Below are 12128 nucleotides of genomic sequence, written 5' to 3' on the forward strand. Positions count from 1 at the left end.
GGGCGCTCCCCCCGCCGAGCGGCCCGAGATCCCGTTCCGCGCGTGACGTCCCGTCACGCGCCGGTCCGGCGTGCCGCTCCCGCCCTCGTACCGTGGAGGACACGTTGAATCACCACCTGAAGCGGCAGTTGCGGCGCCTGGCCACCGAGCGCCCGTACCAGGTCGTCGCCGGCTCCGCCGCCGCCCTCCTGCTGGCCACCGGCACCGGTGCGCTGTTCGTCGGCGCCGACGAGTCGCCGGCCCGCCAGCAGACCCCGGCCGCCGTCGCCGAGGCCGCTCCGCGCCTGGCCGACGTGGCCACCCGCGCCCAGGCCCGCGTCGCCACCACCCCGGCGGCCAGCCCCTCGCCCTCGGCGAGCGCCACCCCGGCGGCCAGCCCCACGAAGGCCAAGGCCGACCCGGACGTGACCCGCAAGGCGGCCCCGAAGCCCCCGTCGTCGAAGATCCTCGACTACGACTACGAGGCCCAGTTCACCTACTACACCTGCGGCCCGGCGGCGGTGCGCAACGCGCTCAGCGCGGCCGGCATCGAGCGGACCCAGGACGAGCTGGCCGGGCCGCTGGGCACCACCGAGATGGGCACCAACTCAGCGCAGGACACCACCCGGGTGCTGAACCAGGTCGTCAAGGGCGACCCGTACCGGACCCGGATGTTCGCCGGCACCCCGAGCGCGGCCCAGATCGACCGGCTCCGGGCCGACATCGTCGCCGCGGTCACCGCCGAGCGGGGCGTGGTGGCCAACGTGGCCGGCACGGTCACCGACACCGACGGCGGCTGGCACTCCTTCCCGGGCGGCCACTACGTGGCGGTGGTCGGCTACCGCGACGGCGGTGAGCTGGTCCGGATCGCCGACTCGGCGGACCCGAACCTGCCGGAGTACTGGCTGAGCACGACCGACCTCGCGAACTGGATCGCCACCCGCGGTTACTCCGCCTGATCCCCGCACGTACGCCACGGGCGCCGGCCCCCGGAAGGGGACCGGCGCCCGGTGCGCGTGCGACGGCGTCAGTACGTGACGAAGGCGTACAGGGCCCGGTGGTTGGACTTCGTCCCGGTCACCGTGTGGTCGACGGGGGACGACTGCACGCTGCCCCGGACGAAGAGGTAGTCGATCTTGCTGGAGCCGTGCGTGGCCGTCGCGCCGTAGCCGGTCATGCCGTACCCGCCCAGCGTGCCCGCCGCGATGCCGGTCCGGTTGGCGTCGATCCCCACCACCCGGATCGTCGAGGCGTTCATCAGGCTGGTGGCGTCCGCGCCGAGGTGGATGCCGGTGCCGGCGATCCCGGTGTAGCCGTCGCCCGCGCAGGCGTTCTGCCGGTTCTCCTGCGGCAGGTGCATGGTGGCCGCGAACACCGAGGTGCCGGTCGCCTTGATGGTGAAGCGGGCCGCGATGGCGCTGGTGCGCTTCCACTTGTAGTAGTTGGTGGTGCCGGTGTCGTTGTTCGGCGGCTTGTAGAGGGTGCAGCCGGCGCCGCCGGCGTACGCCGTGCCCGGCTTCAACCAGCCCGCGCTCCAGTACTTGGAGATGTCGCCGTCGGCGAGGCTGAGCGTGCGGGTGTTCCAGATGATGGCGTTGGTCTGCTTCTTCTTCAGGTCACCGAGGCTCTGGTCGCTGCAGTGGTGGCTGGACCCCCACGGCTCGGGGTCGCTCCACGCCACGATCGCCCCGTAGGTGCCGGCCGGGTAGCCGAACTTGGCCGACAACTGGTCGGCGTACGCCTCGGCCTGCCCGGTCCCGCGCACCTGCTGCACGATCAGGATGTCCGGCGCGGCCACCCCCGCGGTGGCCGGCCGGCCGGCGTCGTCCACCAGCATCGAGGTCAGGTGGTCCGGCCCGGAGACCCGGGTGCAGGTGCCGTCCGGGTTGTTGATCACGAGGTTCTCGATGTTGTTGTTGTAGACCCGCAGGACGCCGCCCGCCGCCGCCACGCCGCTGTCCGGGGCGGTGGCCTTCGCCATGACCGACCCGCCCGTGAGTGCGGTGGACGCGACCACCGCGAGTGCTGCCATCGACGCTGTCCAGTGCCTCGAACGCACGGCACGCTCCCGTCCGGTTCGCGGGGGTGGCCGCCCCACCCCACGGAAGATCGAACTCTATCGTCATCTTCGTGCACGGGTGGTCCCTGCGGGGCGACGGCCGGGCGTGCGGGGTCGGGCGTCTGCGGCACTCGCGCCGGCTGTCCCGGCGATGGCACACTGCGGCGCATGGACGACGACGCGGGATCCGGACGGGTCCTCGTGCTGCTGCACGGCATGGGCGCGACCGGCGAGGTGTGGCTGCCCTGGGCGCCGCTGCTCCAGCAGCGCTGGGCCGGTCGCTGGCTGGCGCCCGACCTGGCCGGCCACGGGTACGCCCCACCGCTGCCGCGGTACTCCTTCACCGGCCTGGCCGACCGGGTCGCCGACGGGCTCGCCCGGCTCGGCGACCGGTCGCCACGGCGGCTGGTGCTGCTCGGTCACTCCCTCGGCGGCGTGGTCGCGCTGGCGCTGGCCGCCCGCGCCGGTGGGCTGCCGGTCGACGCGGTCGTCGGGCTCGGCATCAAGGCGGTGTGGTCCCCGGCCGAGCTGGACAAGGCCGGTGAGCTGGCCCGACGCCCGGTGACCTGGTTCGCCACCCGGGACGAGGCGGCCCGCCGCTACCTGCGGGTGGCCGGGCTGACCGGCCTGTTCGCACCCGACCACCCGGTCGTCGAGGCGGGACTGCGGCGGGAGGACGGGCGGTGGTGCCTGGCCATGGACCCGGGGGCGTTCGCGGTCGGCGCCCCCGACCTGCCGGCGCTGCTGTCGGGCACCGACGTGCCGGTGCTGCTGGCCCGGGGCGAGCACGACCCGATGGTCACCGACGCTCAACTCGCCACGCTCGGTGTGCCGGTGGCGACCCTGCCCGGCCTGGGCCACAACGCGCACGTCGAGGACCCGGCGGCGGTGCTCGCGCTGCTCGACGCGTACCGGTGAGCGGGCCGATGCGCCTGACCGTCCTGGAGGTGCCGCAGTGGCAGGGCTCCAGCTCCCGCACCGCCCACCGGCTCCGACGTGGCAGCGCCGCCCTCGCCCGGATGCTCCCGGCGGACGAGCGTGTGGTGGCGGCGGTCGACCAGCGGCCGGGCCGGCCGTCCGGCGGGGTGGCGGCGCTGGACGTCCTGGCCGACAACCTGGCCGCCTGTCGCGCGGCGCTCGCCCGGGTCGCCGGGGGACTGGTGGTCACCGTCGGTGGTGACTGCGGCGTGGAGTTGGCCCCGGTCGAGGCCGCGCTCGCCGGGCACGGCGACGACCTCGCGCTGGTCTGGTTCGACGCCCACGCCGATCTGAACACGGCGACCTCGTCGCCGTCCCACGCGTTCCACGGCATGGTCCTGCGGGCCCTGCTCGGCGAGGGGCCGGCCGCGCTGACGCCGGCCCGGACGCTGTCCGCGGCACGGCTGGTCCTGGCCGGCGTACGGGCCCTCGACCCGGGCGAGCGCGCCTACGTCCGGGACAACGCGGTCACCCTGCTCGACGCCGGACGGCTCGCCGAACCCGCCGAACTGGTCGCCGCCGTGGCCGCCACCGGCGCCCGCACCGTCTACGTGCACATCGACCTCGACGTGCTCGACCCCGGGGAGTTCGCCGCCGTCGGTTGCCCCGAGCCGGGCGGGCTCACCCCGCAGCGGCTGGTCGCCGCCGTGGCGGCCCTGGCCGGCCGGTTCCGGCTCGCCGGCGTCGGGATGACCGAGTACGAACCCGACCATCCGCACGACGAGGAGGTGCTCGCCCGGCTCGCCGCCGCGCTCGGCCCCGTCCTGTGCGCCGGGCCCGACGAGGCCGACTGACCCGGGCCGTGCCGGGCGGGCGCGACCGGTCAGGCGGTGGGGGAGAGCGGCGAGGCGTCCGGCAGCGCGTCCGCGCCGCGCGGCGACGGTGGCGTCCAGTCGCCGTCCAGCTCGCGCCGGGCCGCCTCCAGGAAGCCCTCGGCGTACGAGGCGGCCGGGAAGTCGCCGAGGTACCGGCGGCGGGTCTCCCAGCGGGCCTCGGCCAGCGGGTCGGTGTCCAGCAGCCGGGTCAGCACGTCGTCCACGTCGGACATGTCCCGGCGCAGCACGTAGCCCGAGCCGGCCAGCGGGAACCGGGCCACGAAGTCGTCGCCGTCCACCCCCATGTCGGTCACCGCGTACGGCTTGCCGGAGTAGAGGAAGTCGGAGATCACCCCGGACACGTCGGAGACCAGCGCGTCGGCGCGGTTGACGCAGTCGGTCAGGGTCAGCTCCCGGCTGGCCGCCGCACCCCACAGGTGCGCCCGACCGGTGCGGGCGCGGTCGGCGGCGAGCAGTTCGGTCAGCCGGGCGAGCTGTCGCGCCGACGCCGGGTTCTGCGTGGTGTACGGGTGCGCCCGCAGGATCACCGTGGCGCCCCGGTCGAGCAGGCGGCGCAGCAGCGTCTCGGCCACCGGCAGCGAGCAGTAGTTGGCGTCGGCGTGGTGCCCCGTCCAGGTCGGCGTGTACAGCACGGTCGGGGCGGTCAGGCCGCGCGCCGGCGTGGTGCGTACCTCGATCGCCTCGACCTGGGGCCGGCCGACCACGACGAACTTCTCCGCCGGGATCTCCACGCCGGCCCGGGCGTACCGCTCGATGGCGGCCGGGCCGGCCACGAAGATCCGGTCGAAGATCGCCGAGACCGGGTTGGCGCTGGGCGCCTTGTCACTGTCGCCGTGGTGCAACTGCACGTGGGTGAGCTGGTGGAACCGGATGCAGTGGCTGTTCTTCGCGCCGTGGTTGACGTAGAACGCCACCCGCAGGCTCGGCGCCAGCGCCTCGTCCATCGCCTTCAGGGTGGGGCAGTAGACCACCGGGGCGGAGGTCGCCGCGGCGATGGTCGGCAGGAACTCCGGCTCGCGCAGCATCACCAGGAACGGTCGGCCGAGCCGCTCCAGGTACGGCAGCCACATGGTCACCTGGTACTCCGACCCGGGCGGGGCGGAGAAGTACAGCAGGAACTCCGGCCGGTGCGCCCGCAGCGCCCGGGCCACCGGCCCGCCCCCGGCGCTCGGGCGGAACCGCCGCCGGGCCAGGTCGAGGCCGACCGCCGCGCACCCGCCGGCCACCAGCAGCGCGGCGGCCAGCGCGACGACGGCGGGCAGCGCGAGGGCGGCGGCGACCGCCACCGCCCCGAGCAGGGCCAGCAGCCCGCCGCCGAGCCGCGCGGCCAGCACCGGCGTCCAGGTGCGCACCGGCAGGTTCGCCGCCCGGATCTCCAGGTTGCCGGCCTCGCGCAGCGGACCGACGAGCAGCACCAGCCCGAGCAGCACCAGCGCGGTCGCCGCCAGCACCGGGTCGAAGCCGTCGTCGAGCCGGCGGGCGTACCCGATCAGGATGCCGGCCGCGAGCAGCACCGTCTCGGCGGTGATGTCGGCGTTGGCCCGGACCCGGCGCTCCACGGCCGCCGCCGCCAGCGCGGCCACCGCCAGCGCCAGGCCGGCGACGGTCGCGCCGGTGAGCGCCACCACCAGGAACGCGACCACGGCCAGGCCGGTGGTCAGGCCCCGTGCGATCAGCTTCCTGACCAGGTCACCACGCATGTCGCTCGCCCGTTTCGCCGCAGGGGTCAGCCGGCCGCGACGCCGCCGGCCAGCCGGTCGGCCTCGGCGGCGGTGGGCTGCGCCGGCACCGGGGCCGGCTCGCCCGGCGCCCGGCGTACGTCGATGACCTGGCCGGTGAGGTCGGAGATCAGCACGTCGAGCGAGGACTGGGCGACCGTCTCGGCCGCCAGCAGGGTGTGCTCCGGCTCCTCGCCGAACGCCTTGGTGCGCATCGGGGTGGCGGTGCGCTCCGGGTTGATGCAGTTGACCCGGACGCCGAACTCGGCCCACTCGTCGGCCAGCGCCTGGGTCAGGTTGACCAGGGCGGCCTTGGTGGAGGAGTAGAGGGCGTACTGGGCCCGGCCCCGGGTGTAGGAGCTGGAGGTGTAGAGCAGCAGCTGGCCCTTGGTCTGCTGCAGGTACGGCAGCGACTGCCGGGCGGCGATGACCGGCCCGACGAAGTTGACCTGGAGCACCCGGTCCATGGTCTCCTGGTCCATGTCGGTCAGCGCGCCCTTCTCCAGGATGCCGGCGGTGACCACCACGTGGTCGATCCGGCCGGTGGCCTCGAAGGCGGTCTTCAGCGCGGCCTCGACGTCCTCGGCGCGCTCGACGTGGGTGCCGGTGCTGGAGCGGCTGAACGGGAAGACCTGTGCGCCGTAGCGGCGGGCCAGCTCGGCCAGGTCGTGGCCGATGCCGTAGCTGCCGCCGAAGATGACGACGGTCCGACCGGCCAGCTCCTCGGCGTAGCCGCGGTCGGTCAGGCGCGGGGCCTGGGCGGCGGCGAGCTGGAAGAGCTTGTCGGCCAGGTGCACGTCGACCGGGTGGGTGACCTTGATGTTCTCGTCCGAGCCGTCGATCACCTTGATCGGCGTGCCGGGCAGGTAGCGCAGCACCACGCCGCAGTCGTCGGTGGCGGCGAAGTGGGGGTCGCCCTCGGCGCGCCGGTACGCCTCGCGGATGGTGCCGGAGCGGAACGCCTGCGGGGTCTGGCCGCGGCGCAGGGTGGCGCGGACCGGGATGTCGGTGATGCACTCGTTCTCGTCGACCTGGATGATCGTGTCGGCCGACGGGATCGCCACGTCCACCGCGGAGTAGGTCCAGAGGGCGTTGACGCACTCGCGCACGATCCGGGCGCTGACCAGCGGCCGGACGGCGTCGTGGAAGAGGATGTTGACGTCGCCCTCGCCGACGGCGTCCAGCGCGATCCGGGTGGTGGCGTTACGGGTGTCGCCGCCCTCGATCACCTTGCTGACCTTGCGGAAGCCGGCCTTGTCGACGATCTGCTGGGCCTGGTCGACGTGACCGGTGGCCATCAGCACGATGATCTCGTCGATCTCCGGGGCGGCCTCGAAGACGGCCAGGGTGTGTTCGATGATCGGCTTGCCGGCGATCTTCAGCAGCTGCTTCGGGATGCCCAGGCCGAGCCGGGTCCCGGTGCCGCCGGCCAGTACCACCGCCACCGTCCGCGAGGGCCGCCACGGCGCCGGGGTCTCCGGTGCGGCGTCCGGGCCAGTGGTGTGGTCCTGCGTCATTGCCGATCCTCACTCTCAGGGATACCTGAACGAAAGATTGCGCCAGCCTGGCGACGGGATGAACCTTAACGCGCGGACCGCGTCGCCCCAACGGGGCGACGCGGTCTCCGGCGCCGTGTCGGTGCCGTGGCGTTCACGGCAATTCTACTTGCTGTTCGAGAATGCCTCGTATGCCCGAATGACCTCGTCCGTCGGTCCGTCCATGCGCAGGACGCCCGATTCCAGCCAGATCGTCCGTTCGCAGGTGTCCCGGATCGAGGAGAGCTGGTGGCTCACCAGGAACACCGTGCCGGCGCCCTCGCGCAGTTCCCGCACCCGCTTCTCGCTGCGCTTGCGGAAGCCCTTGTCACCGGTGGCGAGCGCCTCGTCGATCAGCAGCACGTCGTGCTTCTTGGCCGCGGCGATGGAGAACCGCAGCCGGGCCGCCATGCCGGAGGAGTAGGTGCGCATCGGCAGGCTGGCGAAGTCGCCCCGGTCGTTGATCCCGGAGAACTCGATGATCTCCGGGGCGATCCGGGCCACGTGGTCCGGGTGCATGCCCATGGCCAGGCAGCCCAGGGTGACGTTCCGCTCGCCGGACAGGTCGTTGAGCAGGGCCGCGTTCACGCCGAGCAGCGAGGGCTGGCCCTGGGTGTAGACCGCGCCCCGGTTCACCGGCAACAGGCCGGCGATGGCCCGCAGGATGGTCGACTTGCCCGAGCCGTTGCTGCCGATCAGCCCGATCGCCTCGCCCCGGTACGCGGTGAAGGTGACCCCCTTCACCGCGTGCACCTCCCGCACGTTCGGCGCGGAGGTGCGCTTGATCAGCCGCCGCAGCGCGGCCACCGGGGTGGTCCCGCCGCCGGCGCCCTTGTGCACCCGGTAGATGACGTGCGCGTCGTCCACCACCACGGTGGGGATCCGCTCCTCGGCGGGGCTCCGCTCCTCGATCCGGGGCAGGGTGATCGTCGCGTCGTTGGACGCCTCGTAGTGCTCAACCACGGCCGTACTCCTGTTCGCCGCGCCAGAAGTAGATGAAGCCACCGATCCCGGTCACCAGCGCCCAGGCCAGGGCGACCAGCCAGAGCTGGACCAGCGATCCGTTGAGCACCGGCGCCTGCTCCAGCAGCGCGTGCCGGGCCAGCTCGATGTAGACCAGCATGGGGTTGTACTGGATGATCGTCGCCGCCCACTCCGGCAGGCGGGTGAACAGGGTCACGCTGTACAGCACGCCGGAGCCGTACATCCAGGTGCGCAGGATGAAGGGCATGACCTGCTTCAGGTCGCCGGCCTTGGCGCCCATCCGGGCGCACGCCATCACCACCCCGGCGTTGAACACCGCCTGGAGCAGCAGCGCCGGCGCCAGCATCAGCCAGTCCAGGGTGATCGGCTCGCCGGTCACCAGCACGATGGCGATCAGCACCACCATCGACGCCAGCAGCTGCTGGAACTGGGTCAGCGTGGCGGCCAGCGGCAGGCTGGCCCGGGGGAAGTGCAGCGCCCGGATCAGCCCCAGGTTGCCGCTGATCGACTGGGTGCCGGCCAGTACCGCGCTCTGCGTGAAGTTGAAGATGAACAGCCCGGTGGTCAGGTACGCGATGAAGTTCGGGATCTCGTTCTGCTCCAGCACCACGCCGAAGATCAGGTAGTAGACCGCGGCGTTGGTGAGCGGGGTCAGCACCTGCCAGATCTGACCCAGCTTCGCGTTGCTGTACGAGGCGACGAGCTTGGCGTTGGCGTACGCGGCGATGAAGTGCCGGTAGGCCCACAGCCGGCGGCTGTATTCGGCCAGGGAGGGACGCTCGCCGGCGACCCGTAGTCCGTGCCGGGCGGCCAGCTGCGCCTGGGTCAGGCCCGTTGCGGGGTCGACCAGCGCGGTGTCGGCCATGGAAGGGCGCTCCGATCTTTCGTGCCAAAGGGATGCGCGCGACGATGGAATCTTAGAGGGAGCTGTACGCGGAGGGCCGCCTCGTCGCTGCGTGGACGGTAGTGCAAAACACGTCGGGACGCAACCGTACCGTCGTTGCGCTACCCTGGCCTGCGTGACAGGTGCGGAGATACCCCGATGACCAGCGAGAAGAGGCGTACGCCGGCCGGCGCCGCGGTGCTGCGGGGCGACATCACCAGGGCCATCCGGCGGGCGCTCATGCAGGAGCTCGCCGCGGTCGGGTACGGCCGGCTCTCGATCGAGGCGGTCGCCCGCCGGGCCGGGGTCAGCAAGACGGCCATCTACCGGCGGTGGAGCTCGAAGCTGGAGCTGGTCCTGGAGACCGTGGTGGCCGCCGCCGGCAGCAAGCTGCCCGCGTTGGACACCGGCACCCTCCGCGGTGACCTGGCGCTGCTGTTCCAGGTCGTGGCGCACGCGCTGAGCCACCCGCTGGCCTCGCAGATCATCCCGGACCTGCTCGCCGAGGCGGCCCGGAACCCCACCATCGACCAGACCCTGCAGCAGGTGCTGCGCGCCAAGCAGCAGGAGATCGGTGGCCGGCTGATCGCCCGGGCGGTGGAGCGCGGCGAGCTGCCCGCCGGCACCGACCCGGACGCCGCCGTCGACCTGATCGTCGGCCCTCTCTACTGGCGGCTCGCCATCGCCCGCACCCCGCTGACCGACACCTACCTCGACACCCTGGCCGGCGCGGTCGCGGCCGGCCTCGGCGCGGGCGGCGAGCTGCCCCACCAGCGCGTGGCGCCGGTCGTCGGCTGAGTGCCGTGCGTGTCACCTTCGGCGGGGACGTGGCCTCCTGCCCGGTTCCGTTAGGCTGGCCCCGCCGCGCGGGAGCCACCGTCTCGACACCTGGCCGCGCAGCACAATTCCCTGCATCTTCATCCGTACGACGACAAGGACGTTCCGTGCCCCACGTCGAACACGTCGCCGTCGCGCCCCCCGGCTCGGGTCCTCGGGACAGCCGGCCGACGGCCGGGCGCAGCGACACCACCGGGCCGAGGTCGATCGCGGCACGGCTGCGGTCCCTGCTGGCCGCGATCCCCGTGCTGGTGACCGACGCCGGGGTGGTCGCGTTCGCGCTCTGGACACTGCTGTACCACCTCAACCTCGTCCTCGACCTGCGGCCGTCCGTGGTCTTCGCCGCCTGGGTCGTCACGTCGGTGATCGCGGCGGGCGTGGCGTGGTGGCTCGGCGTACGTCGTGCCGGCGGAGCGCCGCACCCCGACGCCGCCGACACCGCCGACGCCGCCGACGCGGACCCGGCCGGGGAGTCGAGCACCACCGGCTGGGGACCGCTGCTGCGCCGCTACGCCCTCCCGGTCGGCGCGGGGCTCGCCGGGGTGCTGCTCGCCGCGTACGGCAGCGGCACGGCGCGCTGGGCGGCGGCGATCGTCCTCGGGCTGGTCGCGATCGTCTCGGCGTGGCCGTCGATCCGGCTCCGGGGCGGCTCGCGTACGCCGTCGGCCCCGGCCGTCCCGACCGACACGCCCGGGCCGGCGACCACCCCGGTGCAGGCGCTGGTGGTCATCGCCGCCGCGCTGGCCGCGGCCTACTACTCGACCCGGATCGCCCGGGTCTCCCTCGACGACGTCTTCTACGTCGGCAAGTCGGTCTGGGTGGCCGAGCGCGACGAGATCCCCTACCGGGACTTCCTGCTCACCGAGGGGGTCCTGCCGGCCGGCTCGGCGAACCCGCCGATCCCCTCGTTCGAGGTGTTCATCGGGGCGCTGGCCCGCGCCCTGGGCGTGCACGCCGCGTCGGCGACGTGGTACCTGATGCTCCCGCTGCTGGCCGTCGGCGTGGCCTTCGCGCTGTGGCGGATCTGCCAACGCTGGGCGCCGCGCCGGGCGCTGCTCGTCTTCGCCGTGGCGGCGACGTACATCGTGTTCGTGGCCGGGCACCCGGACGCCTACAACACCTACCACCTGCCCCGGCTGACCCAGGGCAAGAGCGTCTTCCTGCACGCGCTGGTGCCGCTGGCCTGGGTGTACCTGACCGACTACCTGGAGACCCGTTCCCGACGCGCCCTGGTGCTGCTCGCGCTGCTCTCCGTCGGCGCCGTCGGGTTGACCACCACCGCGGTCATCCTGCTGCCGCTGCTGGCGGCCGCCGCGGCCTTCGCGATCCTCGTCGTCACCCGGCGGCTCCGCGACGCGCTGCTCTGCTTCGCCGCCGCGTCGGTCTACCCGCTGGGCTCCGGCATCGTCACCCGGCTCACCACCAGCGGGATCGACCAGGCCGTCGCCACGTACGCCGAGTGGCGCGAGCCGCAGCTCGTCTGGATGCTCTCGCTGTGGCTGGGCATCCTCGGCGTCGTCGGTGGCCTGGCCCTGTGGTGGTCGCCCCTGCTGCTGCGTCGTGGCGCGCCCCGGCTGCTGGCCGCCGGCGCCGCGCTGGCGGTGACCGTCCTGCTGCTGCCGGGGGTGATCTCGGTCGCCAGCGACCTGACCGGGCTGGGGGCCGTGCTGTGGCGGGTGCCCTGGATCGTGCCGCTGCCGGTGCTCGTCGGCGTCCTGGCCACGCTCTGCCTGCCCCGGCTGAAGTGGCCGAACCGGGCCCTCGCCGTCGCCCTCCCCGGCGCGCTGGTCGCCGTCTTCGTCACGGCGGGCACCCCGATGTGGTCGGCCGACGTGTACCAGCCCGAGCCGAGCTGGCGGATGCCGGAGGTGCGCAAGAACGTCACCTTCTGGATCGTCCGGCAGGACCGTCCCGAAGGGCTGGTCCTCGCCCCCTCGTCGGTCATGCGGGCCATGCCGCAGGTCACCAGCCGGGTCCGCGTGGTGCTGGCCCGCGACCTCTACCTGACCGACTACGGCCTGGACACCCAGTTCGCCAAGGACCGGCTGCTGCTGGCCACGTTCGCCGACGGCCAGGAGCCGGTCCCGGTGGACGAGGTGGCGGCCGCCATGCGTCGGGTGGGCGTGGGCACGGTCTGCCTGTGGCGGGTCAACAAGCTCACCGCGGCGGCCGTACCGGAGTTGAAGCTGGAGCGGTTCGCCTCCCGCAAGTCGCCCGGCGGCATGATCTGCTACCGCGCCCCCACCGCCGGTCAGGCGACGGGCGGCAACTGACGGCCACGGCGGCACGGCCCGGGCGCGCCCACCGCGCCCGGCCGTG

General features: G+C 73.6%; 10 protein-coding genes. 5 read left to right on the plus strand and 5 right to left on the minus strand.

Annotation, left to right across the window (positions count from 1 at the left end; all coding sequences use genetic code 11):
- Positions 1-104: 104 nt before the first annotated feature.
- Positions 105-938, plus strand: coding sequence for a C39 family peptidase (locus tag GA0070614_RS25050; RefSeq protein WP_088979651.1), 834 nt, complete (start codon positions 105-107; stop codon positions 936-938).
- 68 nt (positions 939-1006) lie between these two features.
- Here GA0070614_RS25050 and GA0070614_RS25055 read toward each other — a convergent pair whose 3' ends face one another.
- Positions 1007-2011 (minus strand): hypothetical protein, encoded by a 1005-nt coding sequence (locus GA0070614_RS25055; protein ID WP_088978254.1) that lies wholly within the window; start codon positions 2009-2011, stop codon positions 1007-1009.
- Positions 2012-2206: 195 nt separating this feature from the next.
- Between GA0070614_RS25055 and GA0070614_RS25060 the strand changes: the two genes are divergently transcribed.
- The gene (locus GA0070614_RS25060; RefSeq protein ID WP_088978255.1) at positions 2207-2956 is read left to right on the plus strand and encodes an alpha/beta fold hydrolase; all 750 of its coding nucleotides are present in this window, start codon (positions 2207-2209) and stop codon (positions 2954-2956) included.
- 8 nt (positions 2957-2964) lie between these two features.
- Positions 2965-3810 carry an arginase family protein gene (locus tag GA0070614_RS25065; protein WP_088978256.1) on the plus strand — a complete coding sequence of 282 codons (846 nt, stop codon included), beginning with the start codon at positions 2965-2967 and terminating at the stop codon, positions 3808-3810.
- A 29-nt stretch (positions 3811-3839) separates the two neighbouring features.
- Here the strand turns inward: GA0070614_RS25065 and GA0070614_RS25070 are convergent, their stop codons facing one another.
- The 4 genes from GA0070614_RS25070 to GA0070614_RS25085 form a co-directional block, all read right to left on the minus strand.
- Positions 3840-5552 (minus strand): CDP-glycerol glycerophosphotransferase family protein, encoded by a 1713-nt coding sequence (locus GA0070614_RS25070; RefSeq protein ID WP_088978257.1) that lies wholly within the window; start codon positions 5550-5552, stop codon positions 3840-3842.
- 26 nt (positions 5553-5578) lie between these two features.
- Positions 5579-7087: a bifunctional cytidylyltransferase/SDR family oxidoreductase gene (locus GA0070614_RS25075; RefSeq protein WP_088978258.1), complete on the minus strand. Its 1509-nt coding sequence runs from the start codon at positions 7085-7087 to the stop codon at positions 5579-5581.
- A 144-nt stretch (positions 7088-7231) separates the two neighbouring features.
- On the minus strand, positions 7232-8032 hold the full coding sequence (locus GA0070614_RS25080; RefSeq protein WP_088979652.1) for an ABC transporter ATP-binding protein: 801 nt from the start codon (positions 8030-8032) through the stop codon (positions 7232-7234).
- Between the two features lie 28 nt (positions 8033-8060).
- On the minus strand, positions 8061-8954 hold the full coding sequence (locus tag GA0070614_RS25085) for an ABC transporter permease (protein WP_088978259.1): 894 nt from the start codon (positions 8952-8954) through the stop codon (positions 8061-8063).
- Positions 8955-9131: 177 nt separating this feature from the next.
- Between GA0070614_RS25085 and GA0070614_RS25090 the strand changes: the two genes are divergently transcribed.
- Together GA0070614_RS25090 and GA0070614_RS25095 are read left to right on the plus strand one after the other, a co-directional pair.
- Positions 9132-9770 (plus strand): TetR/AcrR family transcriptional regulator, encoded by a 639-nt coding sequence (locus GA0070614_RS25090; RefSeq protein WP_172892501.1) that lies wholly within the window; start codon positions 9132-9134, stop codon positions 9768-9770.
- A gap of 146 nt (positions 9771-9916) precedes the next feature.
- Positions 9917-12082, plus strand: coding sequence for a DUF6077 domain-containing protein (locus GA0070614_RS25095; RefSeq protein WP_088978260.1), 2166 nt, complete (start codon positions 9917-9919; stop codon positions 12080-12082).
- Positions 12083-12128: the final 46 nt, after the last annotated feature.

The sequence above is a fragment of the Micromonospora coxensis genome (assembly GCF_900090295.1).
Lineage (GTDB): Bacteria > Actinomycetota > Actinomycetes > Mycobacteriales > Micromonosporaceae > Micromonospora > Micromonospora coxensis.

What these genes read in the sequence shown, in the direction of transcription:
- GA0070614_RS25070 (WP_088978257.1), bottom strand. Translation starts at nt 5,552, where the DNA reads ATGCGTGGTGACCTGGTCAGGAAGCTGATCGCACGGGGCCTGACCACC.
- GA0070614_RS25065 (WP_088978256.1), top strand. Translation starts at nt 2,965, where the DNA reads ATGCGCCTGACCGTCCTGGAGGTGCCGCAGTGGCAGGGCTCCAGCTCC.
- GA0070614_RS25075 (WP_088978258.1), bottom strand. Translation starts at nt 7,087, where the DNA reads ATGACGCAGGACCACACCACTGGCCCGGACGCCGCACCGGAGACCCCG.
- GA0070614_RS25090 (WP_172892501.1), top strand. Translation starts at nt 9,132, where the DNA reads ATGACCAGCGAGAAGAGGCGTACGCCGGCCGGCGCCGCGGTGCTGCGG.
- GA0070614_RS25085 (WP_088978259.1), bottom strand. Translation starts at nt 8,954, where the DNA reads ATGGCCGACACCGCGCTGGTCGACCCCGCAACGGGCCTGACCCAGGCG.
- GA0070614_RS25055 (WP_088978254.1), bottom strand. Translation starts at nt 2,011, where the DNA reads ATGGCAGCACTCGCGGTGGTCGCGTCCACCGCACTCACGGGCGGGTCG.
- GA0070614_RS25060 (WP_088978255.1), top strand. Translation starts at nt 2,207, where the DNA reads ATGGACGACGACGCGGGATCCGGACGGGTCCTCGTGCTGCTGCACGGC.